This window comes from Faecalibacter macacae (assembly GCF_003687725.1).
Classification (GTDB): Bacteria; Bacteroidota; Bacteroidia; order Flavobacteriales; family Weeksellaceae; genus Empedobacter; species Empedobacter macacae.
This window is the reverse complement of sequence record NZ_RDOJ01000007.1, coordinates 71,474-95,981: the sequence shown is the minus strand read 5'-3', so window position 1 is coordinate 95,981 and position 24,508 is coordinate 71,474. Positions and strand designations below refer to the sequence as shown.

The 24,508-nt window shown below is 31.4% G+C and carries 24 protein-coding genes; 17 read left to right on the top strand and 7 right to left on the bottom strand.

What is annotated here, in order from left to right:
* The first annotated feature begins 44 nt into the window (after positions 1-44).
* Positions 45-2,513: an alpha/beta hydrolase family protein gene (locus EAH69_RS06920; RefSeq protein ID WP_121934461.1), complete on the top strand. Its 2,469-nt coding sequence runs from the start codon at positions 45-47 to the stop codon at positions 2,511-2,513.
* Positions 2,514-2,658: 145 nt separating this feature from the next.
* Entirely contained in the window at positions 2,659-3,315 is a 657-nt protein-coding gene (locus EAH69_RS06915) for a GLPGLI family protein (protein WP_121934460.1), read from the top strand.
* A gap of 50 nt (positions 3,316-3,365) precedes the next feature.
* Here the strand turns inward: EAH69_RS06915 and EAH69_RS06910 are convergent, their stop codons facing one another.
* Genes EAH69_RS06910 through EAH69_RS06900 form a run of 3 tightly spaced genes read right to left on the bottom strand, consistent with a single transcriptional unit; the run spans position 3,366 to position 6,272 of the window.
* Entirely contained in the window at positions 3,366-4,403 is a 1,038-nt protein-coding gene (locus EAH69_RS06910) for a pseudouridine synthase (protein WP_121934459.1), read from the bottom strand.
* 18 nt (positions 4,404-4,421) lie between these two features.
* Positions 4,422-5,333, bottom strand: a complete 912-nt coding sequence (locus EAH69_RS06905) for a geranylgeranylglycerol-phosphate geranylgeranyltransferase (RefSeq protein WP_121934458.1) — start codon at positions 5,331-5,333, stop codon at positions 4,422-4,424.
* A gap of 21 nt (positions 5,334-5,354) precedes the next feature.
* Positions 5,355-6,272, bottom strand: coding sequence for a mevalonate kinase family protein (locus tag EAH69_RS06900; RefSeq protein WP_121934457.1), 918 nt, complete (start codon positions 6,270-6,272; stop codon positions 5,355-5,357).
* Between the two features lie 249 nt (positions 6,273-6,521).
* Here EAH69_RS06900 and EAH69_RS06895 point away from each other — a divergent pair, with 249 nt between their 5' ends.
* From EAH69_RS06895 to rfbD, 9 genes are all read left to right on the top strand, one after another.
* Positions 6,522-7,181, top strand: coding sequence for a CBS domain-containing protein (locus EAH69_RS06895; RefSeq protein ID WP_121934456.1), 660 nt, complete (start codon positions 6,522-6,524; stop codon positions 7,179-7,181).
* A complete protein-coding gene (locus EAH69_RS06890; protein WP_121934455.1) occupies positions 7,181-8,065 on the top strand; it encodes an NAD kinase in 885 nt (294 codons plus the stop codon). The genes EAH69_RS06895 and EAH69_RS06890 overlap by 1 nt, the downstream gene beginning before the upstream one ends.
* 121 nt (positions 8,066-8,186) lie before the next feature.
* Positions 8,187-8,960 (top strand): type IX secretion system protein PorG, encoded by a 774-nt coding sequence (gene porG / locus EAH69_RS06885; RefSeq protein WP_121934454.1) that lies wholly within the window; start codon positions 8,187-8,189, stop codon positions 8,958-8,960.
* A gap of 13 nt (positions 8,961-8,973) precedes the next feature.
* The gene (locus tag EAH69_RS06880; RefSeq protein ID WP_121934502.1) at positions 8,974-9,717 is read left to right on the top strand and encodes an isoprenyl transferase; all 744 of its coding nucleotides are present in this window, start codon (positions 8,974-8,976) and stop codon (positions 9,715-9,717) included.
* A 23-nt stretch (positions 9,718-9,740) separates the two neighbouring features.
* On the top strand, positions 9,741-12,260 hold the full coding sequence (bamA, locus tag EAH69_RS06875) for an outer membrane protein assembly factor BamA (protein ID WP_230466733.1): 2,520 nt from the start codon (positions 9,741-9,743) through the stop codon (positions 12,258-12,260).
* A gap of 61 nt (positions 12,261-12,321) precedes the next feature.
* A complete protein-coding gene (locus EAH69_RS06870; RefSeq protein WP_121934452.1) occupies positions 12,322-12,954 on the top strand; it encodes an OmpH family outer membrane protein in 633 nt (210 codons plus the stop codon).
* A 31-nt stretch (positions 12,955-12,985) separates the two neighbouring features.
* The gene (locus EAH69_RS06865) at positions 12,986-13,501 is read left to right on the top strand and encodes an OmpH family outer membrane protein (RefSeq protein WP_121934451.1); all 516 of its coding nucleotides are present in this window, start codon (positions 12,986-12,988) and stop codon (positions 13,499-13,501) included.
* A 57-nt stretch (positions 13,502-13,558) separates the two neighbouring features.
* The gene (gene rfbC / locus EAH69_RS06860; protein WP_121934450.1) at positions 13,559-14,116 is read left to right on the top strand and encodes a dTDP-4-dehydrorhamnose 3,5-epimerase; all 558 of its coding nucleotides are present in this window, start codon (positions 13,559-13,561) and stop codon (positions 14,114-14,116) included.
* A gap of 5 nt (positions 14,117-14,121) precedes the next feature.
* Positions 14,122-14,976, top strand: coding sequence for a dTDP-4-dehydrorhamnose reductase (rfbD, locus tag EAH69_RS06855; RefSeq protein ID WP_121934449.1), 855 nt, complete (start codon positions 14,122-14,124; stop codon positions 14,974-14,976).
* Positions 14,977-15,047: 71 nt separating this feature from the next.
* Here rfbD and serS read toward each other — a convergent pair whose 3' ends face one another.
* Positions 15,048-16,316, bottom strand: a complete 1,269-nt coding sequence (gene serS, locus EAH69_RS06850) for a serine--tRNA ligase (RefSeq protein WP_121934448.1) — start codon at positions 16,314-16,316, stop codon at positions 15,048-15,050.
* A 365-nt stretch (positions 16,317-16,681) separates the two neighbouring features.
* Here serS and EAH69_RS06845 point away from each other — a divergent pair, with 365 nt between their 5' ends.
* Positions 16,682-16,894 carry a hypothetical protein gene (locus EAH69_RS06845; RefSeq protein WP_121934447.1) on the top strand — a complete coding sequence of 71 codons (213 nt, stop codon included), beginning with the start codon at positions 16,682-16,684 and terminating at the stop codon, positions 16,892-16,894.
* Positions 16,895-16,938: 44 nt separating this feature from the next.
* Here EAH69_RS06845 and EAH69_RS06840 read toward each other — a convergent pair whose 3' ends face one another.
* Positions 16,939-18,066, bottom strand: a complete 1,128-nt coding sequence (locus EAH69_RS06840; RefSeq protein WP_121934446.1) for a DNA polymerase III subunit — start codon at positions 18,064-18,066, stop codon at positions 16,939-16,941.
* A 27-nt stretch (positions 18,067-18,093) separates the two neighbouring features.
* Complete coding sequence (locus EAH69_RS06835) at positions 18,094-18,759, bottom strand: copper homeostasis protein CutC (protein ID WP_317124733.1); 666 nt, start codon at positions 18,757-18,759, stop codon at positions 18,094-18,096.
* Positions 18,760-18,860: 101 nt separating this feature from the next.
* Here EAH69_RS06835 and EAH69_RS06830 point away from each other — a divergent pair, with 101 nt between their 5' ends.
* The 3 genes from EAH69_RS06830 to EAH69_RS06820 all read left to right on the top strand — a co-directional run bounded on the left by EAH69_RS06830 (position 18,861) and on the right by EAH69_RS06820 (position 21,860).
* On the top strand, positions 18,861-19,418 hold the full coding sequence (locus EAH69_RS06830) for a transposase (RefSeq protein ID WP_121934444.1): 558 nt from the start codon (positions 18,861-18,863) through the stop codon (positions 19,416-19,418).
* Positions 19,418-19,837: a Fur family transcriptional regulator gene (locus EAH69_RS06825; protein ID WP_121934443.1), complete on the top strand. Its 420-nt coding sequence runs from the start codon at positions 19,418-19,420 to the stop codon at positions 19,835-19,837. The genes EAH69_RS06830 and EAH69_RS06825 overlap by 1 nt, the downstream gene beginning before the upstream one ends.
* Before the next feature lie 61 nt (positions 19,838-19,898).
* Positions 19,899-21,860: a heavy metal translocating P-type ATPase gene (locus EAH69_RS06820; RefSeq protein WP_121934442.1), complete on the top strand. Its 1,962-nt coding sequence runs from the start codon at positions 19,899-19,901 to the stop codon at positions 21,858-21,860.
* 29 nt (positions 21,861-21,889) lie between these two features.
* On the opposite strand, the gene EAH69_RS06815 is transcribed toward EAH69_RS06820, so the two are convergent.
* Positions 21,890-22,627, bottom strand: a complete 738-nt coding sequence (locus tag EAH69_RS06815) for a tyrosine-protein phosphatase (protein ID WP_147439105.1) — start codon at positions 22,625-22,627, stop codon at positions 21,890-21,892.
* Positions 22,628-22,780: 153 nt separating this feature from the next.
* On the opposite strand from EAH69_RS06815, the gene EAH69_RS06810 reads away from it, so the two are divergent.
* Together EAH69_RS06810 and EAH69_RS06805 are read left to right on the top strand one after the other, a co-directional pair.
* Positions 22,781-23,623: a siderophore-interacting protein gene (locus EAH69_RS06810; RefSeq protein WP_121934440.1), complete on the top strand. Its 843-nt coding sequence runs from the start codon at positions 22,781-22,783 to the stop codon at positions 23,621-23,623.
* A 139-nt stretch (positions 23,624-23,762) separates the two neighbouring features.
* The gene (locus tag EAH69_RS06805; RefSeq protein ID WP_121934439.1) at positions 23,763-24,473 is read left to right on the top strand and encodes a GLPGLI family protein; all 711 of its coding nucleotides are present in this window, start codon (positions 23,763-23,765) and stop codon (positions 24,471-24,473) included.
* Positions 24,474-24,508: the final 35 nt, after the last annotated feature.

Genomic DNA, 24,508 nt, shown 5'->3' with positions numbered 1-24,508 from the left:
TAGAATTGATTTTTTATATCTTAGATAAAAATTAACAAACAAGCATGAAGAAGATTATTTATTCGTTGATGTTTTTAGCAATGTCTTTAGGGACGTCGTTAAATGCACAAGAAAATATTACATTTCAAACACCACCTCAAGAAATTTTACAATTAGCGGATGCAGATATGCCGCCTTCAATTATCACGGATCGTAAAGCAGAAAATGCTTTTTTATCGTATAGAAGTCGTTATAAAACGTTAAACGAATTAGCTGAAACAGAATTACGTTTAGCAGGTTTACGTATTAATCCAGTTACAAATATTAATTCAAGAGAAACTTTCAGTGAAAAAATCACATACTATGATTTAAAAACTTCTAAAGAACAAACTATTGCAGGTTTACCAGCGAAAGGGCGTTTTTCTAATCAATCTTGGAATTCAGTTCAAACAAAATTTGCTGTAACTAATACGACAGAAAAAGGTGTTGAATTATGGGTGATTGATGTTAAAACCAAATCAGCAAATAAAGTTTATGAAGATAAATTAAACGCAAATTTAGGTCGTCCATTCAATTGGATTTCAGATTCTGAAGTTATCGTTAATGTGATTCCAGCTTCTAAAAAAGCATTGATCAATACACAAGAAGCTGTTCCTGTTGGGCCAACAGTTTCGAATGCTGATGGGAAAGAGGCACAAAACAGAACGTATCAGGATTTATTAAAAGATAAAAATGACGAGTTCAACTTTGAGCAATTAGCAATTTCTGAATTAGTTAAAGTTAATGTTGAAACTGGTTCACAATCAAAATGGAAAGATGCAGGAATGTACAATGATGTTTCTGTTTCTCCAGATGGACAATATGTTTTAGTTAGCGAAATTCAGAAACCATTCTCTTATTTAGTTACTTATAGAAGTTTTCCGAGTGTTGATGTAGTATATGACATCAAAGGAAAAGTTGTAAAAGAGGTGAATCGTCAAGATTTACAAGAAGTTGTTCCGAAAGGATTTTCATCTACAACTTTAGGTAAAAGAGGGCTTTACTGGCGAGCAGATAAAGCAAATACTTTATATTGGGTAGAAGCTTTAGATGGAGGAGATGCAAATAAACCAGCTGAATATCGCGATGCTGTTTATCAATTAGCTGCGCCATTTACAGGAGAGAAACAGGAATTAGTAAAAGTAAAAGATCGTTACCGCGGAATTATTTGGGGTAATGATGAGGTTGCAATTGTACGTGATTCTTGGTATAATACACGTAACGAAAGTTCGTATATTTTTAATCCATCAAATAACAAACAAGAGCCAAAACGTTTCTTTAGCCGTAATACGCAAGACGCATACAACAATCCAGGAAACTTTGTAACAGAAGTTAATGATTTTGGATATTCTGTTTTATCGATTAACAAAGGAAAATTAATGTTAGTTGGAGAAGGAGTTTCTGCGGACGGAATTTTACCTTTCGTGGATGATTTTGATGTTAAAACTCAAAAAACTTCTCGATTATGGAGAGCACAAAAATCGGATAAATTAGAAGCGATTGCTCGTGTAATTGATCCGAAAAAAGGAATTATTTTAGAGCAAATTCAATCAAAATCTGATTACCCAAATTTATATGTTCGTAATATTTTCCAAAAAGGAGGTAAGCCAAAACAAGTAACGTTTACAAAGAATCCTTTTGAAGCAATGAATCAAGTTTCGAAAGAATTAATTACATACAAACGTGCGGATGGTGTTGAGTTATCAGGTACGTTATATTTACCACCGAATTACGATAAATCGAAAAAGGATAAGTTACCGATGTTAATGTGGGCTTATCCTCGCGAGTTTAAAGATGCTGCAACTGCAGGTCAGGTAACAACTTCAGAAAATAAATTTACATCACCATCTTACGGAGGACCAATTTTCTGGGCATTACGTGGATACGCAGTTTTAGATGATGCTGCTTTCCCAATTATTGGAGAAGGTAAAGAAGAACCAAACGATACATTTGTTCCACAATTAGTTGCAAATGCAAAAGCAGCGATTGATGCAGTAGATGCTTTAGGATTTATAGACCGTGAAAAAGTTGCAGTTGGTGGACACTCTTACGGTGCGTTTATGACAGCGAATTTATTATCACACTCAAATTTATTTGCAGCTGGTATTGCACGTTCAGGAGCATATAACCGTACATTAACGCCATTCGGATTCCAATCAGAGCAGCGTAATTATTGGGAAGCGCCAGAAGTGTACAACACAATGTCGCCTTTTATGAATGCAGAGAAAATGAAAACACCTTTATTATTAATTCACGGAGATGCGGATAATAATACAGGAACTTTCCCAATGCAATCAGAGCGTTACTTTAATGCGTTAAAAGGTTTAGGAGCTACAACTCGCTTAGTTTTATTACCAAAAGAATCGCACGGTTACGCAGCCAGAGAAAATGTTTTACATATGTTATGGGAACAAGATCAGTGGTTAGAGAAATACGTGAAGAACAAAGGAAAAGAAACTTCGACAGAAGTGAAAAAGGATACGAAAAAGAAATAATTTATAATCATACTAAAGCGACTACTTCGGTAGTCGTTTTTTTTTATATTAGTTTTAAATTAAACACATTATGAATTTAAGATTTTTATTTCTATTTATTTTATTATTCAATTTATCAAATTTATTTGCTTAAGATTTATGGAAAATTGAATATGAAGTTTATGATAAAATATTTTTTAATGATGCAGATAAACAAATACAAGATGATTTAAAACAAAATAATGCTAGACCTAAGTTTTATGCTTTTCTTTTTGATACAAATCAATCCTTTTTTAGTGAAATAGAAAGAATAAACAATAATCAAAATAATTCTTCTATATCAATGAGTATGAGTACAATTGATAATAATATTTATATAGATTATCAATCAAAAGAATTTAAAATAGAAGGAAATTATGCTAATAAAAAATTTCTAGTTAAAGATAATTTACCTCAATATAATTGGATAATACAACGAGAAAAAAAAGAAATTTCAGGTATAAAAGTAACTAAGGCAACTCTAAATTATGAGAATACAGATATAGAAGCTTGGTTTGCTTCTGATATTCAACCAAAAGGTGGACCAGTTTATTTTAATGGATTACCTGGCTTAATTTTAGAACTAAAATCTTATACTAAACTTGAAGGAGAAAGGTATGAAACTACTTTTACTTTAATCAAAATTGATAAAGCTTCTCAAAACGAAAAAATTGTAGTTCCTTCTAAAGGTACTGTTATGACAGAAAAAGAAAAGATGGAATTTATAAAAGAAGCTAATAAAAAAATGATGGAAACTTATCAAAATAAAGTTGATAAAGATTAATAAAAAAAAGCCTCGCTTTGCGAGGCTTTATATTTTGAATCAAAAAATGATTACATCATTTTTAAGAAGTTAACTTCTAATTCTGTCAAGGCACGGTATTCACCACGACCAATAGTTTTCTTCGTTAAACCTGCGAAAGAAACACGATCTAAAGCTTCAACTTTGTAACCTAATTTTTCGAAGATACGACGAACAACGCGGTTCCATCCGATGTGGATTTCTAAACCAATTTCGTTTTTCGGACGATTTTCGATGTAAGAAATTGTATCTACAACTGCAATTCCTTCAGGAATTAAACGTACACCTTTCTTAATATCAGCCATATCATTTGCCGTTAATTTTTTATCTAAAGTAACGTGGTATATTTTTTTGATATCGTGACTTGGGTGAGTCAATTTCTTCGTTAAGTATCCATCATTTGTAAATAAAAGTACACCTGTAGTTTGACGGTCTAAACGTCCTACTGGGAAAATACGAGCTGTTGTCGCTGTACTCATTAAATCCATTACAGTTTGACGATTTTTCTCGTCTTTAGCTGTAGAAATGAATCCTTTTGGTTTGTTTAATAAGAAGTAAACATTCTTCTGTGAAGAGATTTTCTTTCCGTCGAAACGTACTTCATCACCTTCCTGAACCTTATATCCCATTTCTGTGATAACTTCACCATTCACTGTAACGATTCCAGTTTTGATCAGTTCGTCGGCCTCTCTTCTGGATGCAATCCCTGCATTCGCTACATATTTATTTAAACGAATAGTTCCGTCATCAACCGGAGCAGCTTTTAACCTTTTTACGAAAGGTTTCTCTCCTGGTTTAGAAAACGATTTTTTAGGTCCAAAACTTTTCCCTTCTCCTGTTGGTCTTCCGCCACCGTAAGATGGTTTGTTACCTCCAAAAGATGGTTTCCCTCCTTCTGTTCTGCTACCTCCACCGAAACTAGGCTTGCTACCTTCCGTTTTTTTAGCTCCAAAACTTGGTTTTCCTTTCCCTCCGTTAGGTCTTGATGAAGATGAACCATTGTTCGCTCCTCTACCACGATTATTCCCGCCTTGGGAATTTCTGTTGTTGGATTGTCGTCTATTATTCATGATTATATAATTAATGCGCTACCTAAAATTTTGCGCAATAGTTTGCAAAGTTAAGGGATTTATTTCGATTAACGAGATACTAAATACGCCTGCAACTATCATTCCTTTAAAAAAATAGTGTAAAATCTTATATTCTTGTTCTGTCTTTCCTCTCCATAAAAGGAATCCGTTTATAATGAAACAGATAATTGAAAACATGAAAAAATATTTCATTAATCCAATTTCATGGCTTTTAATTAGATAACATCCTAATAAAATATCCAATAAGATTAATATATGTATAATACGCTTCGTAGTTCTTGTTCCGTATTTAATTGGAATTGAATTGTAGTTATAAATTAAATCTACTCGTTGTGAAGCTAAATTTTTTACAATATCTGTGATTAGGAATAATATAGTTAAAAAGCCAGCATGAAAAAATAGAGTCAAATCAAATTTATCAAAGTAGATGACCAATGCGAAAAAAGGCATTGTTCTAAGAATAACCATATATAGGTTTTTTATCAGTGCAAAGCGATTCATCTTATGGCTATAAAACCATACCAATACTTGATAAATAAAGAAGTACAGTAGTACTCGCCACGAAACTGTAGATGCAATAATTAATGCAATAGCATTTAAAGTAATATAAACACTTAATTTAAAACCTTGAGAAACTTGTTTGTTGATGTAGGATTGCATCGGACGTTTGATGCGATCTTTTTCTAAATCGTAAAAATTATTGATGATATATCCCGCGGCAACACAAAGAATAGAAGATAAAATAATACCATTAATTTTTAGATTTGTAAGAATGGTAACATGTCGCTCTTCTGGTGCAAAAATAAATAAGCACGCAAGATATTGTGCCAACATCAAGATAATTAGATTGTAGCCTCTAATAACAGAAAATAAAGCAAAAAGCTTAATTATTATCTTCTGCAAACTCATCTTCTATACAAATTTTAGGATTTAAAAACGGTAAATAACTTCTGTATTAAAGTCTTTTAAATAAGTTTTGGCTTTGTCGTAATCTTGGGTAAATCCTAAAACATATCCACCTCCACCAGATCCACAAAGTTTAAGGTAATAGGTGTCGGTATCAATTCCAGTTTTCCAAGCATTTACTAATTTCTGAGGAATCATAGGTCTGAAATGTTCAAAAGCCCAAACAGATAATTTTTGTAAATTATTAAATAACGGATTGTATTCTCCTTTTACAAAGTATTCAATACACGCATTATTGTATTTAATAAATTCTTCTTTAAGTGTTTTACGGAATCCGTCGTTTTTTAATTTTTCGAAGAAAATTTGAACCATCGGAGCAGTTTCTCCTGGCTCGCCAGAATTAATTAAAAATACAGCACCTTTACCATTTACAGTAGCTTCAGGTAAGCCAATTGTAGAAATATCGTCTTTCGACTGAATTAATAAAGGAATATTCATGTAACAAATTAATGGATCAATTCCCGACGATTTTCCGTGGAAATATGATTCCATTTGCCCAAAAGTTAGCTTTAATTCAGCGATTTTTTCTTTCGTTAAATCATTTTCGATAACAATTTTGTTTTTCGCATATTTATTGTAAATCGCAGCAACTAAAGCACCAGAACTTCCAACCCCGTATCCTTGTGGAATATTAGAATCGAAATACATTCCGTTTTCAACATCTTTATTGAAAGCTTCAGTATCAAATAAATCTGAAAAATTTTCTGATAAAAATTGTGCGTACTTACGTAAATGAGCGTTTGATGAAGCAGTCATTTCAGACTCTTCAAACTTTAAAGCTCCTTGGTAAAAGTTGTAAGGAATCGTTAAACCTTTCGAGTTTTCGATAATTCCGTATTCACCAAATAACAAGATTTTAGCGTAAAACAATGGGTTTTTCATACTGAATATTAAAATTCTATGCAGCAAAATTACGAAATTACTTTCATTCTATCTCGCTGAATATTAAATCATGATTCAATATACAATAAATGCACTGATTTTTAATAATTTTAATTCATAATCTTTTGGAATGAGATTTGTTTATTTGATTATGATTCAGTTTTTTAACAAGTGTATTAAATTTCTGTTAAAATCGAAATGGGAGCATATTTGTAGCCCATTTCTTATTAAAAATTTTAAATTTGCAGCATGTACGTAACAGCATACTTATCGAAAGAAATTAAACCAGGAAAAATCAATTATTCTCCTGAACATCTACTACAGATGGTTCAAGATATGAAGTTGACACACCTACCAATTTTTGATGGTTTAGATTTTGTAGGTAACATTGCTGAAGAAGATTTAGCTGAATTGACGTTTGGAGATGAAGATCAGGATTTATTAAAGGATTATACAGAGTCTTTTTTCTTGACAGAAGATCATACCTTATTAGATGCTATACAATTAATGTACATGAACCACACAAATGTATTGCCTGTAATTACAAAAGAAAATAGATATGTTGGATGTGTAACGCAGCAAACTATTTTAGAAGAGATGGCGAAGTTTCCATTTATCTCAGAATTAGCTGTGTCTATGGTAGTTTCTATTGCATCTAAAGACTTATCTATGTCTGTAATTACTAATATTATTGAATCGAATAATGGAAAAATTTTCGGATTGATGTTGATGGATAATACAGAAGATCAATCCAATGTATTGGTCAGATTTAGTTCTTCAAATTTATTATCAATCGGAGAAACTTTTGAGAGATACGGCTATCAAGTGGTTCAGAAATTTTATAATGATGAAAAACAAGAGTTATTGCAAACAAGATATGCACAACTCTTAAAATACATGAATACATAATGGTAAAAGTTGCTCTTTTTGGTCAAAAGACAAGCACTTCTTTAGAAGATATTATCACGCCTTTTTTAAATTATTTGGCAGCACATAAAATTAATTATTGTATCGAAGAAAAGTTTTTACGAACTATTTCTGTTCTTACAGATGTAAATCTTACAAAGGTTGAAACATTTAATTCTCACGAAGATTTAGATAAAAGTGTTAAATTCTTTTTCTCTTTTGGTGGCGATGGTACAATTCTTTCTGCTGCTACAATTGTGAGAGAATCTCAAATCCCGATTGTTGGTGTAAATACTGGTCGTTTAGGCTTTTTAGCAACAATAAACAAAAGTGTCTTATTAGAACAATTAGATAATTTCTTTGAAGGAAATTATAATATTATTCCTCGTTCTCTTTTAAAAATTGAAAGAAATGACGGAGTTGAAATTGAAAACAACTTTGCAATTAACGAGATTACTGTAACTCGTCGTGAAACCACTTCGATGATTACAATTGATACTTCATTAAATAATGAATTCTTAAATTCTTTTTGGTCTGATGGATTGATTATTTCTACTCCAACAGGTTCAACAGGTTATAATTTAAGCTGTGGTGGGCCAATTGTGCATCCATCAAATCAAAATTTTATTATTACTCCAGTCGCTCCACATAATTTAAATGTTCGTCCATTGATAGTTTCAGAAGATTCAATCATCGATCTTAAGATTAGAAGTCGTGCGAATGAGTATTTTTTATCTTTAGATTCGAGAAATTTAGCATTAACTACAGATGTTGAATTACGAATTACTAAAGCAGATTTTAAAATCAATATAGTTGAGGCAAACGAGGCGAGTTATTTTACTACTTTGAGAGATAAAATGTTGTGGGGATCAGATAAAAGAAATTAATATTACAATAAATCGTCTTAATTTTTGTTAAATCAGTTATCTTGAATTGACTTTTGTTTATATTTGTTCGATAAATTAACATTTGAAAAGTAAGCAAAAGCCGAAAAATTAACATTAATATATGAGTAGATTTTTATTATTCATCTTTGTTTTATGCTTTTCACAAAGCGTTTTAGCACAAAGACATGAAATCGGGATTTTTGCTGGTGGCGCAAATGTCATAGGTGATGTAGGAAAAGGAAATTATATTAATCCGTTTCCAACAAGAACTGCAAGAGGTGGTGATATAGTTTTGCCTATTTCTATAGGAGGAATTTATCGTTTTAATTTTAATCCACATATGGGGTTTAGATTAAATTTAACATATTCCAATGTTGGTGCAGGAGATTATAAGTCGGGTGAACAATATAAAATTGATAGAGATGCAAAATTTAAAAATGATATTTTAGAAGGAGCATTATTATTTGAATACAATTTTAAAAATATTAATGAGGCACAAGAATTTGCCCATTCGCCCTATATTTTCTTTGGTGGGGGACTATTTTCAGCCAAGGCAAAGAAATATGATTTAAATAAAGAGAATAATGATATAGTTGAGGGAACTAAACGAAAATCAAATGTTGTTTTACCTTTTGGAGTCGGGTACAAATTTAGATTAAATTATAATTGGTTACTTTCATTTGAATCAGGTTTTAGATATACTAATCAAGATTTTTTAGATTATAATACTGGTGAGTTTACACAACAATTAATAGATAAAGGAGTCCAAGATTCTTATATTCAAAATCAAATTGATCAACGAATATACGGAAATTTAAGTAATAAAGATTGGTATGTACAAACTGGTTTTACACTTACTTATAGTTTTGGAAGACCACCGTGTTATTGCAATTAAATATAAAATGGAGATCAATTTAATAGATCAAATAGACAAAAATAATTTGCCAGATCATGTTGCTATCATTATGGATGGTAATGGACGTTGGGCAAAACAAAATGGAAAAGAAAGAACTTTTGGGCATAAAAATGCCTTAAAAGCTGTAAGGTCATCTATTGAAAGTTGTAGGAGGTTAGAAATAAAGTATTTAACACTTTATGCATTTTCTACAGAAAATTGGAATCGTCCAAAATTAGAAGTTACATTTTTGATGAAACTATTAAGTAGTTCTATCAAAGCAGAAATTAAAGAACTTCACCAAAACAATGTTCGTTTTAACATCATTGGCGACTTATCGAAGTTACCTTCATCAGCACGCAAGGATTTAGAAAAAGCAATTGAATTTACTAAAGATAATACAGGAACTGTTTTGACTTTAGCTCTTAGCTATGGCTCAAAAGAGGAGATATTAAGTGCAATAAAAAATATTGCAAATCAGTACAAAGAAGGATCTATTACTGAAGCTGATATCAACGAAGAACTTGTACATCAAAATTTATATACTCACAATATGCCAATGGTGGATCTTATGATTCGCACAAGCGGTGAAACACGCATTAGCAACTTTTTACTTTGGCAAATAGCATACGCAGAATTGTATTTCACACCAGTTTTATGGCCAGATTTTAACCATGAAACTTTCTACGAAGCTATTTTAAGTTACCAAGGAAGAGAGCGCCGTTACGGTAAAATAAGTGAACAATTAACGAACTGATCGAAACTGGAAATAGAGGGATTATGAAGAAAATTATTTGGACAATGTGTATGTTAGGAACCTACATGGCTCACGCACAGGTGGATTCTACACAAAACGTTGTTTCAACTCAGCTAGAGAATTATGAGGTGGATTATATGAATCCAAAAGTTTTTACATTAGAAGATATTGATGTAAAAGGTGATACGAAATTCTCTAAAAATCAGATTATTCGTTACGCTGGTTTCTCTATTGGTGAAGAGATTGAACTACCTGGAAGTAAAGTGAACAATGCCGTTAAGAAATTATGGCGTTCAAAAATGTTCTCAGATATTGATATTTACATCAAAGAGATTAAAGGAAATAAAGTTACTTTAACATTAGAATTAGTATCTGTACCAGAATTAGCAGATATTAAGATTAATGGTATCAAAAAATCGCAGCGCGAGGATATTATTAAAGCTAACAAATTAAATCCTGGAGTTAAGATTACAAATAACTTAATCAACTCAACAAACAACAAAATCAAAGAATATTATACTGGAAAGGGTTTCCCAAATTCAACAATAAAAGTTGAACAAACTCCAGTTGACGGTTCTAAAGATAAACAAAATCTGATTTTAAACGTTGATAGAGGTGAACGTGTAAAGATTAAAAACATTGTTTTCGAAGGGAATAATGAATTACCTAGTAAACGTTTACGTAAAGCAATGAAAGATACTAAACGTAAATCTATCAATGTCTTTAAGTCTTCTAAAATGATTCCTGAAAAATATCAGGCTGATTTAGAAAACGTAGTTAACGAATACAAATCTGTAGGTTTCCGTGATGCAAAGATTGTATCTGATACAATAATGCAAGTGGATCCTAAAAATTTAGTAGTAAAAGTACAAGTTGAAGAAGGTAAACCATATTTCTTAGGAGATGTTACTTTCTCTGGAAATTCTATCTATACTTCTGAACAATTAAAACGTGTTTTTTCTTATAAAACAGGAGATCGTTATGATGCAGTAGGGATTAATAAAAAAATCTCTGGTTCTGATAAAGACGATGATATACAAACATTATACATGAATAATGGATATTTATTTGCTCGTGTTTTCCCTGTAGAGAAAAACGTGAAAAACGATACTATTGATTTAGAAATAAAAATTTACGAAGGAACTCAAGCTACTTTAAATAAAGTAACAATTTTAGGAAATACTGAAGCTCACGACCATATTTTATACCGTGAGTTAAGAACTAAACCTGGAGATTTATTCTCTAAAACTGAGATTCGTCGTACATTAATGGAGTTAGCGTCTTTAGGTTATTTAGAGCCTACACAGATTTCTCCAGATATTAAGCCAAATCCAGAAAATAATACAGTAGATATCGATTGGAAAGTTGCTCCAAAATCATCTTCTCAGATCGAGTTACAAGGTGGTTATGGTGCAGGTACATTCATCGGAACTTTAGGATTAACGTTTGGTAACTTTTCTATCGGAAACATGTTCCGTGGTGAAGCCTGGAAACCAGTTCCTATGGGAGATGGACAATCATTATCTGTTCGTGCACAAGCTGGTAACGGATACAAAAACTATAGCTTATCGTTTACAGAACCATGGATTGGTGGTAAACGTCCTACAGCTTTATCAACATCATTTTACTTATCTCAATATGGTTATACAGATCAATGGGGAGAAAAAGCTAATTTAGATATCTTAGGAGCAACTATCGGGTTAAACAAGTTATTAACTTGGCCAGATGATTACTTCCGTTTATCAAACTCGTTATCTTTCCAACGTTATAACTTTGATAATTATAACTTAGCGGTTGGTAATTTAAATTACGAAAACGGTTCATCTAATAATATCAACTATACATTAGGTTTAACGCGTAACTCTGCAGGTCCAGATCCAATTTTCCCAGAAGATGGATCAGAAATGAGTGTTTCTGTAACTGCAACTTTACCTTATTCATTAATGGGGAAAGAAAAGGATTACTCGACAATGTCTGATACAGAAAAATTCGAGTGGTTAGAGTATTACAAAGTAAAAGCAAAAGCATACTGGTACAAGCAAATCGCTGGTAAATTAGTAGTTCGTGTTGGTGGTGAATTTGGTGCATTAGGTACATACAACCGTAAAATTGGAACTATTCCTTTCGAAAGATTTTACTTAGGAGGAACAGGATTATCTCAATCTCGTTTCGATGGTCGTGAAATCGTTGCATTACGTGGTTACGAAGATTCATCTACAGGTGGTGGACAAGTTGGTGATTTAACTCCTACAGGTGGAGGAACAATCTATAACAAGTTTTCATTAGAATTACGTTATCCAATTACAATGAGCCAACAAGCTAAAATTTACGGTTTAACATTCGCAGAAGGAGGTAACGTTTGGGGATCTACAAGTGAATATAAACCATTCGAATTAAAACGTTCAGTTGGTGCTGGTGTACGTATTTACATGGCAGCATTCGGATTATTAGGATTTGATTTCGGATACGGATTTGATAAAGGATTTGGACAAACAGAACGTTCTGGATGGCAAACTCACTTTATTATTGGTCAGCAATTCTAATTTTATTACATTAGCGTAACAAAATTATTTGGCACAGTTTTAGAATTAACACGACTTAAATATGAAAAGATGGATTAGCTTTGTTGTTGTTTTCTTAGGATTAGTAGGGTCGGTATCGGCACAAAAGTTCTGTTATGTAGACACACAATATATTTTAGAGAATTTACCAGAGTATACAAATTCTCAGAATAGATTAAAAACACAGACAGAAAACTGGCAAAAAGAAATCGAAGCAAAAAGCGAGAATTTAATTAAAGTACAAGCTGCTTTTGAGGCTGAAAAAATTCTTTTAACCGCAGAACAAGTGAAAGAGCAAGAAAAGAAAATTGCTGATGAACTTAAAGCGATTAAAGATTTACAAGAAAAGCGATACGGACCAACAGGAGATTTGGTATTTATGCGTAGAGCACTTGTAAAGCCAATTCAAGATCAAATTTATAATGCAACAAAACAAGTTGCCGATAAAAGAGGTTATAGCTTTGTATTTGATAAAGGATCTGATTTGATAATGATTTATACTGATCCAAAATTTGATATTAGTCGTGATGTTTTGAATGTTTTAAAACCAGAGAATACACCAAAACAGAACACAAACAATAGAACGTCATCAAATAATAAAACAAGTACGGGTAATAAAACGAACACAACTAATAAAACAGGAACTTCTCAAAACAGAGGAACAACAAAAAAATAATTAAGTAATAAATAAACTAAACATAACAGAAATGAAACAATTAAAAGCAATAGCGTTTTTCGCAATGATGGTTTTCGGAAGTGTAATTACTTTCGCTCAAGATATCGCTCACATCGATACTCAAGCAGTATTAGAAGCTTTACCAGCTTACAAAAAAGCAGAAGCTGATTTAGAAGCTTTAGGTAAAAAACACCAAGATAAAATCGCTTCTTTAGAAGCAGAGTACAAAACTTTCATGGAAGGTGCACAAGCGCAATTAGCTGGAAAGTCTCAAGAAGAAGCTCAAAAAATCATGGTTGCTAACAAGTACCAAGAGAAAGATCAAGAGTTACAACAAAAATTCCAAGCTTACCGTCAAGCAGCTCAAGAAGAAATGGTAGCTAAAGAAAAAGCTTTATTTGATCCAATCGAAAAAAGAGTAAATGATGCAATCGCTTCTGCTGCTACTAAAAAAGGAATTAAATATGTATTGCCAGCAGGTGTAACAATCTACAAAAACGGTGGATACGATTTATTCAACGATGTTAAAAAAGAATTAGGACTATAATCCATATTTTAAATATCTTTAAGCCACTATTATTAGTGGCTTTTTTTATATCAGTACATGAACGCAATTGAGACTAAATTAAAAGGTTGTTTCATCTTAGAACCAACTGTTTTTGAAGACGAAAGAGGATATTTTTTTGAATCTTATAATGAGAATAAAATGGAACAAATCCTTGGATATAAACCAACATTTGTTCAAGATAATCAATCAAAATCTTCTTACGGTGTTGTTAGAGGATTACATATGCAAGCAGGCGAACATTCTCAAGCGAAATTAGTTCGTGTGGTTGAAGGTGCTGTAATTGACGTTGCGGTTGATGTTCGTCCTGAATCGCCAACTTACGGAGAGTCTGTAGCGGTAGAATTATCAGCAGATAACAAAAGACAATTGTTTATTCCAAGAGGATTTTTACACGGTTTTTCTGTCATTTCAGACACAGCAACATTTTTTTACAAGTGTGATAATGGATATAATAAAGAGTCTGAAGATGGAGTAAATCCTATTGATGTCGATTTAAATATCGATTGGCAAATCTCAGCTGATAAAATGTTATTATCTGAAAAGGATAAAGTAGCACAGGCTTTCGCTGATTTTAAAGCTAAAAATTTAAAATAATCAGCATGAAAAGAATATTAGTTACTGGCGCAAATGGGCAATTAGGTCAATCAATCAAAGAAGTTTCAAATAATTATAATCAATTAGATTTTGTATTTGTTTCAAGAACTGAATTAGATATTACAAATAATGATTTAGTAGTTTCTTATTTCAACGAAAACAAATTTGATGCAGTAGTAAATTGTGCAGCTTATACGGCTGTAGATTTAGCAGAATCTGATATTGATAATGCACGTTTAGTAAATGCGACAGCAACTAAAAATTTAGCAGAAGCAACAGCTAAAGCTGATATTCCTTTTATTCATCTTTCTACTGATTATGTTTTTGACGGAACTGTTTCAACTCCTCGATTAGAATCTGATCAAGTAAATCCTATCGGAGTTTACGGACAAACTAAGTTAGAAGGTGAGCAGTTAGCGTTAGAAACTAATCCAAAAACGATTATTATCCGTACGGCTTGGGTTTATTCTAAATATGCAAAAAACTTCGTTAAAACAATGCTTTGGTTGTTTAATGAGAAGGAAGAAATAGGAGTAATTAATGATCAAATAGGTTCGCCAACCAATGCGGTTGATTTAGCAGATGCGATTGCTCAAATTTTGTCGAAAGATGAATTAACTTACGGTATTTATAATTACTCGAATGAAGGTGAATGTTCTTGGTTTGATTTTGCATCGAAAATTAAAGAATTAACCAATTCATCGATTAAAATTAATCCAATTCCGACAACATCTTATCCTACGCCGGCAAAACGACCTGCGTATAGTTTATTAGATAAAACTAAAATTAAGCAAACGTATGCTATCGAAATTCCGAACTGGGAAGATAGTTTAGCAAAAGAATTAAAAGCAATGGTTTAATTCCATTTTAATAATAAAAAAGAAAGCCTCGCAAATGCGAGGCTTTTCTGTATATATGAATTAGCTAATTCTTAGTTGATAACGTCGAAACGAGTGTAAGGACGTAAAGCTTCTGGGATACGAATAGATCCGTCCGCTTGTTGGTGATTCTCTAAAATAGAAGCTAAAATACGAGGTAAAGCTAATGCTGAACCATTTAAAGTATGCGCTAATTGAGTTCCGTTTTCGTCTTTGTAACGTAATTTTAAACGATTCGCTTGGAAAGTTTCAAAGTTAGATACAGAAGAAACTTCTAACCATTTTTCTTGCGCTTCAGAGAATACTTCGAAATCGTAAGTTAAGGCAGATGTAAATCCAGCATCACCACCACATAAACGTAAGATACGGTATGGTAATTCTAATTTTTCTAAAATTGTTTTAACGTGATCTACCATTCCTTCTAATGCTTCGTAAGAATTTTCAGGTTTTTCGATACGTACAATTTCAACTTTCTCAAATTGGTGTAAACGGTTTAATCCACGTACATCTTTCCCGTAAGATCCAGCTTCACGACGGAAACATGGAGAGTATGCTGTATTACAAATTGGTAAATCTTCCGCTTTGATAATTACATCACGGTAAATGTTTGTTACAGGAACTTCAGCTGTTGGGATTAAGTATAAATCGTCTTCGTTTACGTAGTACATTTGCCCTTCTTTATCAGGTAATTGTCCAGTTCCGTAACCAGAAGCTTCATTTACTACAAAAGGAGGTACAATTTCATCATAACCTGCATCAGCATTACAATCTAAAAAGAATTGCGCTAAAGCACGTTGTAAACGAGCTCCTTTTCCTTTGTATACAGGGAAACCAGCACCAGTAATTTTAACACCTAATTCAAAATCAATTAAATCATATTTTTTAGCAACTTCCCAGTGAGGTAAATTTTCAGGTTTTGGAGTAGCAACTCCATGTTCGAAAATTGTTTCATTATCATCTGCATCTTTTCCAGCTTTAACGCTTTCGTGAGGAATGTTTGGAATTTGATATAACAATTCTTTTAAAGACTCTTCGTATTTCGATAAAATATCCTGTAGTTCTTTGGATGAAGATTTTAATTCAACCGATTTTTCTTTTAATACATTTGCTTCCTCCGCTTTACCTTGCTTAAACAAATTACCTACTTCTTTCGCTAATTTGTTGGATTCTGCTAATACATTATCTAATTCAAATTGTGTTTTACGACGAAGTTCGTCAACATTTAACACTTCGTCAACAATCTCTAAGTTCTTGAAGTTACGTTTTTTTAATCCTTCAATAACTCTTTCTTTGTTTTCTTGAATGTAAGAAACTACAAGCATATCTATAATTTATTTTATACCTCACAAATGTAATAAGAATTAATTGTTTCAATACAGACTTTCAATACAAGTTTGAGTTAGATTGGAAATAAATTCAATTATTTTGACTTATTATTGAATTATGACTTGATTATTTTTGATTAAATATTTCTTATTTAGATAAATAGAATAATGTTTTGATTTTACAAAATTGTAATTTATAGATTGTAAAATACATGTATAGTTTTGAATATCAATTTGTTATTTTTTAAAATTAAGGATAACTGATGTTACAATTATATTTCATTGATTTTACATATTAATAGACTGATTATCAACTAATTTTGAAATGTATTCATAAAGCAATTAAATAAAAACAAATCAATATGAAAAAATTAGTATTCGCTTCTTTCGCAGTAACAGGATTATTATTAGCGTCTTGTGGGAATGAAAAAAAGACAGAAGTTGTAGTTGAAGATACAGTAGTAGTTGATACAGTTGATACAGTAGTAGATTCTACAGTAGTTGATGCACCTGTTGTAGATTCAGTAATCGTAGAAGATTCTGTAGCGCCTGCAGCTCCAGTAGAAGCTCAATAAGAATTAAGACAAATTAGAAAGCCACTCTATTCGAGTGGCTTTTTTTATGCTGTCGCTTTGCGATGTAATAATCGTGTTAATTTGATTGAAAGATCAAGTAAAATAAACTTAGCATTTCCATTTCTTTCAATGTGGTACGATGCTTCATTAATTTCCTCCAAAATTTCTTCAATATTTGCTCCGTGTATAAATTGAGCAAATCCTTCCCATTTAAAACCTTCAACTTGAATTTGTACATTGACTAACTCGTGTGCTTGATAAGTTTTAAGCAAAGCTTGACGAAATATTTCACTACAATAATTCAAAAAATTCTTTTGTTCGTCACGAGACCAAGTTGAAATCTCATTCGACCAATCGATCAAATCTTTTAAAACTACAGGTGTTTTAGCAGCCATAAATGCTTTTCGAACCCAAGTAACGAAATAACTGTCAAAAACTTTATTTGAGTTTTGCATTAAAGCAAAAGCATCACGAAGATTTCCGTTTGATAAAAAAGCTAAATGCTTCGCCTTTTCTTGACCAAAATTTTCTTTCTGAATTAAGAAATTTTCAATCTCTTGATTTTCAATTTTCGGAATTTTAACCAACTGACAACGAGAAGTTATCGTTGGTAATAATAAATCTTCACGTTCACAAACCAATAAGAAAAGTGTTTTTTGTGGTGGTTCTTCTATGATCTTTAATAATTTGTTTGCAGCAGCTGTATTCATCAACTCAGGCATCCAAATGATCATAATTTTATATCCACCTTCGTACGAATTTAAAGCTAACGTTTTAACAATTTCGTCGGCTTCATCAACGTTTATTGCACCTTGTTTTTTTTCTATTCCAAGATGTTTCATCCAATCATTTACATTTCCATAAATATTTTCTTGAACAAAACTTCTCCATTGATTCATTAACAATTTTGCGATTGGCTTTTTAACCGAATCAGTTGCTGAAAAAGGGAATGAAAAATGTAAATCAGGATGTTGAAGATTATTAACTTTGATGTGACAATTATTTTCGGTTTCACCACATAAAACTTGTTGTGCATAAGCCATAGCCAAAGCTAAAGCTCCTGAACCTTCTGGCCCAGCAAATAATTGCGCATGACTAATACGACCATCTTTGATCGATTGTTTTAGTTTCGTTTTAATTTCGGTTTGTCCTACAATATTGTCCCAAAGCATAAGCCAAAGATATTATTTTTATTCGACCTAAACGATGAGAGTTTTCAGTTGATTTATTTCTTCTAAATTAGAAATTCCACTATCATCCACTAAGGCAGAAGAATGGAAGTAAGTTGCATTAGTAAACGAATTAATTTCATTGATATTGGAAGAACGTAATCCACCTCCAGGCATGATTTCAATTCGATTTTGAGCTAAATCCACTAATTTTTTCAAGTTTTCTTTTCCGTCATTTACATTTGAAGTTAATCCAGAAGTAAGAATAGTTTTAAAACCTAAATGAATTACTTGTTCTAATGAATTTTCTAAATTAGAAGTTCGATCAAAAGCACGATGAAAAGCACATTTTAAAGGAGAAGCAAGTTCAACTAATTCTATATTTCGGTCAATATCTATTTCATTATTTTCTTTCAAAATACCGAAAACAAATCCATCAATTTTCATTGATTTAAAAGTTTCTATGTCTGATTTCATTTGTTCAAATTCACCATCAGAATAATTAAAATCGCCACCTCGAGGACGAATCATTAGCATTAATTCTTTATCTGAATTTGCTATTAAAGTCTCAATATCATCTTTTTTAGGTGTTGTTCCACCCAAATGCGCATCTGCACAAAATTCAATTCGATCTGCGTTTGACTTTGCAGCTACTAAAGCAGATTCTAAATTAAAACAGGCAATTTCTATTTTCAAAATTGTTATTTTATATTGTTAACAAATATATTATTAAATGCTAAAAGCTTATTTAAATGATTTAAAAATGTTAATTTTATATATGTCAAATATTTATTAAAATGAATAAAACTATACTTACTATATTTTTATTGTTTTCTACATTTGGTTTTGGTCAATCAACAACTGAATTAAAATCAGAAATTGATCAAATAAAAAAAGAAATTAATACTTTAAGAAATGAAATTAATTCAGTTAAATCTCAAAATTTATACTTGAAAAAAGCGTTGGACATTAATAATCCAATTTTAAAATTAGAAAAAAATAATACAACTTATCAAATAACAAAAGTTGTTGGAAATAGAAAAGAAAAGACGATTTCTATTAATTTTTTAATAATATCAAAGGATGAAAACAAGACATCTATAATTCAAGATTTTTCTGTTGTAGATTTAAACGGAAATGTATATAAAGCTGATTTATATAAATCATCAGATACTAATCCAAAGCTAACGGTTGGAGTTCCAATTAATGTTAAAATCGTTTTTAAAGATGTTGTTGATGAAATTCAAATTTTAAAGTTATTTAATTTTAGTACTAGAAATGAACCAGAAATAAATTCTGCGAATTTCAGTAAATCTATACAAGAATTTCGTGATTTAAATGTAATCTGGGAATAATGGAAATACAGAACTTAACGCAACGATTAACAGAACGAAAGATTAATCCAACAGCTATGCGAATTTTAGTTTTAGATCAATTATTACATTCTGATGTGGCTATGAGTTTAATGGATTTAGAAATTGTGTTGGATTCAGCAGATCGTGTAACAATCTATAGAACATTAAAGAAATTTGAGGAAAAGAATCTTGTTCATACGATAGAAGACGGAACAGGATCGATTAAATATGCAATTTGTGAATCAAATTGTCAATGCACGACAGATTTTACTCATGCGCATTTTCATTGTACAACTTGTGAGCAAACGTTTTGTTTACGTAATATTCACTTACCAGAGATTAAACTTCCTAAAAATTTTCAGGCAGAACAATCTTCGTTTATCCTGAAAGGAACCTGCGATCATTGCAGTGTTAAATAACTTTGCAATTGAATTGCATTAGCTTTATTGTAAATTTGATATGAACTTAAATGATTAAGCTATGTCAAATTGTAAAACATGTTGTGGAGAGGATGAACAACATCTTCATAATCATTCTCACGAAAGTAAGGAACATCATCACGATGATCACGACCATGATCATTCGACAAGTAAATGGATTTTAATTTTCAGTTTAGTTGTTTTCTTTTTAGGATTAATACTTCAATATATTATCAAAGCCGATTGGTTTTTAGCAAATGATTGGATACGATTAATTTGGTTTCTTGTAGCGTATACTCCAGTTGCATATCCGGTTTGGGTACAAGCTTTTGAATTATTTGCGAAGAAAGATTTCTTTAATGAATTTTCTTTGATGGGAATTGCTACAATAGGCGCATTTTTTATTCAGGAATATCCAGAAGGTGTAGCAGTTATGTTGTTTTATACGATAGGAGAGATGTTTCAAGAAGCTGCCGTTAATAAAGCAAGAGGAAATATTAAAGCATTGTTGGATGTAAGACCTAATACAGCTAATGTTTTTAGAGATGGAGTTTTTAAAGAAGTTCATCCAGAAGAAGTTAAAATTGGTGAAACTATTCAAGTTCGTGTTGGTGAAAAAGTTCCGTTAGATGGAACGATGAAATCTGATAAAGGAAGTTTCAATACATCTGCATTAACAGGTGAAAGTAAACCATCTGTTTATCGAAAAGATGAACAAGTTTTAGCCGGAATGTTGAATTTGGAGAATGTAATTGAAATGACTACTACAAAGAAATTTGAAGATAGTTCAATTGCTAAGATTCTTCAGATGGTACAAGAAGCGAGTTCACGCAAAGCTAAAACAGAGTTGTTTATTAGAAAGTTTGCTAAAATTTATACACCAATTGTTTTCTTCTTAGCTGTTGCCTTGGTTTTTATTCCAGCTCTTTTTGTTGACGATTATAATTTCAAAGATTGGTTATATCGTGGTTTAATTTTCTTAGTTGTTTCTTGTCCTTGTGCTTTAGTAATTTCAGTTCCATTGGGATATTTTGGTGGAATTGGAGCTGCTTCACGAAATGGAATTTTATTCAAAGGTTCTAATTTCTTGGAACAAATGAGTAAAGTTACGACTGTCGTTATGGACAAAACAGGAACATTAACGCAAGGAGTTTTTAAAGTTCAGGAAATAGAATCTGTTATAATTGATCAGAACGAATTTTTAGCTATTGTTTCAGCTATAGAATCTCAATCGACTCATCCAATTGCAAAAGCAATTGTGAGTGAATATCCAACTTCTTTGAAAGCAGATAATGTAGAAGAAATAGCTGGTAAAGGTTTAAAAGGACATGTGTATGGAAAAGAAGTTTTGATTGGGAACGGAAAATTATTGCAGCATTTCGGTGTTACTTATCCATCAACGATAGATCAAATTGTAGAAAGTATAGTTGTGGTTGCAATTGATAACAACTACGCAGGATACATTACTGTAGCCGACGAATTAAAACCAGATGCAAAACAAGCAATTTCTGATTTAAGAAAATTAGGCGTTAATCACACAGTCATGTTGAGTGGTGATAAAGTTTCAATTACTCAAAAAGTAGCAAAAGAAATCGGATTATCAAATGCGTATGGAGGTCTTTTACCAGAAGGTAAAGTTGAAAAGATGAACGAATTGAAGAAAGATCCAAATCAAGTGATAGCTTTTGTTGGTGATGGAATCAATGACGCACCGGTTTTAGCGTTAAGTGATGTCGGTATTGCGATGGGTGGTTTAGGTAGTGATGCAGCGATAGAAACTGCTGATGTTGTGATACAAACCGATCAACCTCATAAAATAGCAACAGCGATTAAGATTGGTCGTGAAACCAGAAAAATAGTTATTCAGAATATAGTTTTAGCTTTAGTTGTAAAAGGAATCGTAATGATTCTTGGAGCAGGAGGTTTATCTAACATGTGGGAAGCTGTTTTTGCCGATGTTGGTGTTGCGTTATTAGCAATTTTGAATGCGGTACGAATTCAACGCATGAATTTTAAAGTATAAAAGTAAAGCGAGGATTAATCCTCGCTTTTTTATGTTGTATAAATCTTTTTCATCAAGTCGATATCGACTTTTAATTTGTCCGATAAATAATCTTCAACAGAATAATACGTTTTACGAATTTGCTCAAACGCATCTTGTAAATATTCTGCTTGAACTAAGAATATTTCTGCCAAAGTTGGATTCTGTTCAATGTAAGCAGCATATTTTTTTGCTAAAAATTTATTCGATAACAAATAATCAGATTCAATTGTATTCCAATCCACATTTAACGATTCTAAGATTAATGCCGTTGCAATTCCTGTTCTATCTTTTCCGGCAGTACAATGGTAAATTACAGAGCAATTTTCCTCGTTTTGTAAAATAGAGAAAAACTCTTGAAATTCTTTTACAGCATTTTCTTCTGTAACTAAATCGGTATAAAATTGCTGCATCATTTTTTTATAATCTTTATCATCACTTTGCATTTTTTCCATAAAAGCATTCATGTTTGCAGCCATAATATCCAGATGAAATTCGTTTTCACAAGTAATAGGAACTTTGTCAACAGAAGTTTTCCTTTCTTCAGAAGTTCTAAAATCAACAACAGATTTCACATTTAAATCAGCTAATAATCCTAAATCGTTAGAATTTAATCTACTTAATTCATCAGTTCTGATTAAATAATTTGGCTTTATAATGGTTTCGTCTTTTGTAACAATTCCTCCTAAATCTCTAAAATTGTAACCTCCTTCTATTGGTAAAATTCTGCTTTCGTGTATCAATTCCATTGTATCTATTTGTTCTAACACTTTAAATTACGGCTATTTATTCTTACAAAATATAAAAATTGTGTTAAATGTAAATTGAGAGCTAAAATTATTTTTATTAATTCTAAATTTAGATTAGATTTGCTAATAATTAGATTTAATCTAAATAAAAGGATGGCTGAAAAAACTAAAATTGTAAAAGAAAAATTTTTCTTAAAACGTAAGGAATATGTAACTCCACATTTAATTCGTCTATTTATTGGTAGCGATGATGTTGAGGTTTTTGAAGAGACAACTTTAGGAGGAACGTGTAAATTATCGTTTCCACCATTAGGAATCAGAGATATTCATTTTGCTGAATATGATACTGATAAAAATAAATGGTATACGCCTTCAGATAAATTTAAACCTGTTACTCGTACTTATACTTTAAGAGGAATTAATGCTTCTGAAAACGAATTAATAGTAGATGTTGCCGATCATGGAGATAATGGTCCTGGATCTCGTTGGGCAAGAAATGCTCAAATCGGTGATCGTATCGGAGTTTCTATGAAAGCGAAAAAGAAAGAATTAGCTCCTAAAGCTGATTTTGTTTGTTTAGCTGCTGATTTAACAGGTTTACCTGTAATTTCGGTTATTATAGAATCTTTACCTGCGAATACGAAAGGAATAGTTTGCGTTGAGGTTCCATCAAAGGATGATGTACATAAAATTGAAACGAAAGCAAATTTAGAGTTCAAATGGATTATTAATCCACAAAGAGGAAAAGGAACAGCTTTAGCAAAATTAGTTACAAGTCAAAAATTCCCAAAACGTAAAGACGGAAGTCGTTTTACTTATGTTGCGGGTGAATCACAGTCAATTAAAAAAATAAAAACATTCTTTAAAGATGATTTAGAGTGGAAGAAAGATGAATTCTACTGTACTTCTCACTGGAAAGCTGGTAAGGCTGAAAGAAACGGATTAGAAGAATGTCACGATAAAATTGAGCAGAAAGAAATAGCAAAAGTTTTTTAATTTCAATATTTTATTCATTTTATAAAAAATGCCTTTCAGTAACGAGAGGCATTTTTTTATTTTCTATATGGTTATTTAGGAAATAATTAAGAATATAAAATATTTAATTGATTAATTTTAAATAAATTAAATACTTGATATGAAGACGTTATTATTATTTCTTGTACCATTTTCAGTATTCGCTCAAGATAAATTTAAGGCTGAATACGAAAGAAGATATTTCATAAAAATTGATGGAAATACAGAACAACATCGAATGATGGAAGAGCAATTTTCTAAACCGGTTTATATTGAATTGTTGGGTGATGAAAATCAATGTTCGTTAAAAGAGTATGAAAAGGTTAAAAATTCTCAAGGTCCAGCTGTAACAATGCAGGTTATGGGAATGGAAAAGGATTTAGAAACCTACTTAGATTTTACAAAAAACGAAAGTTTAGTATCTAAAGAATTGGATGGGAAATTATTTTTAATCTCATCAACAATTCCTAAAAACGATTGGAAATTAACAAGAGAAACGAAAAAGATTAATGGTTTTGATGTAAAGAAAGCTATTTTAGAAAAAAATGTAATTAAACATGAAGTTTGGTATTCTACACAAATTAAATCAAAATGTGGACCAGACGAAGCGATTGGATTACCTGGTTTAGTATTAGAATATACCCGAACACATATTGAAAAACCAGATAATTATTCAACGTATAAATTAACGAATTTAGTACTTGATAATTCGTTGAAATATAATAAACCAACAAAAGGAAAAGTCTTTACAGAACAAGAATACAAAGATTACAGAGCTGAATTTGACAAAAGATTAAGTGAGTCTATTCAACAAGGAATTGATAGAGAATAAAACAAGAACTATATAAAAATTAAAAGCCACTCTTA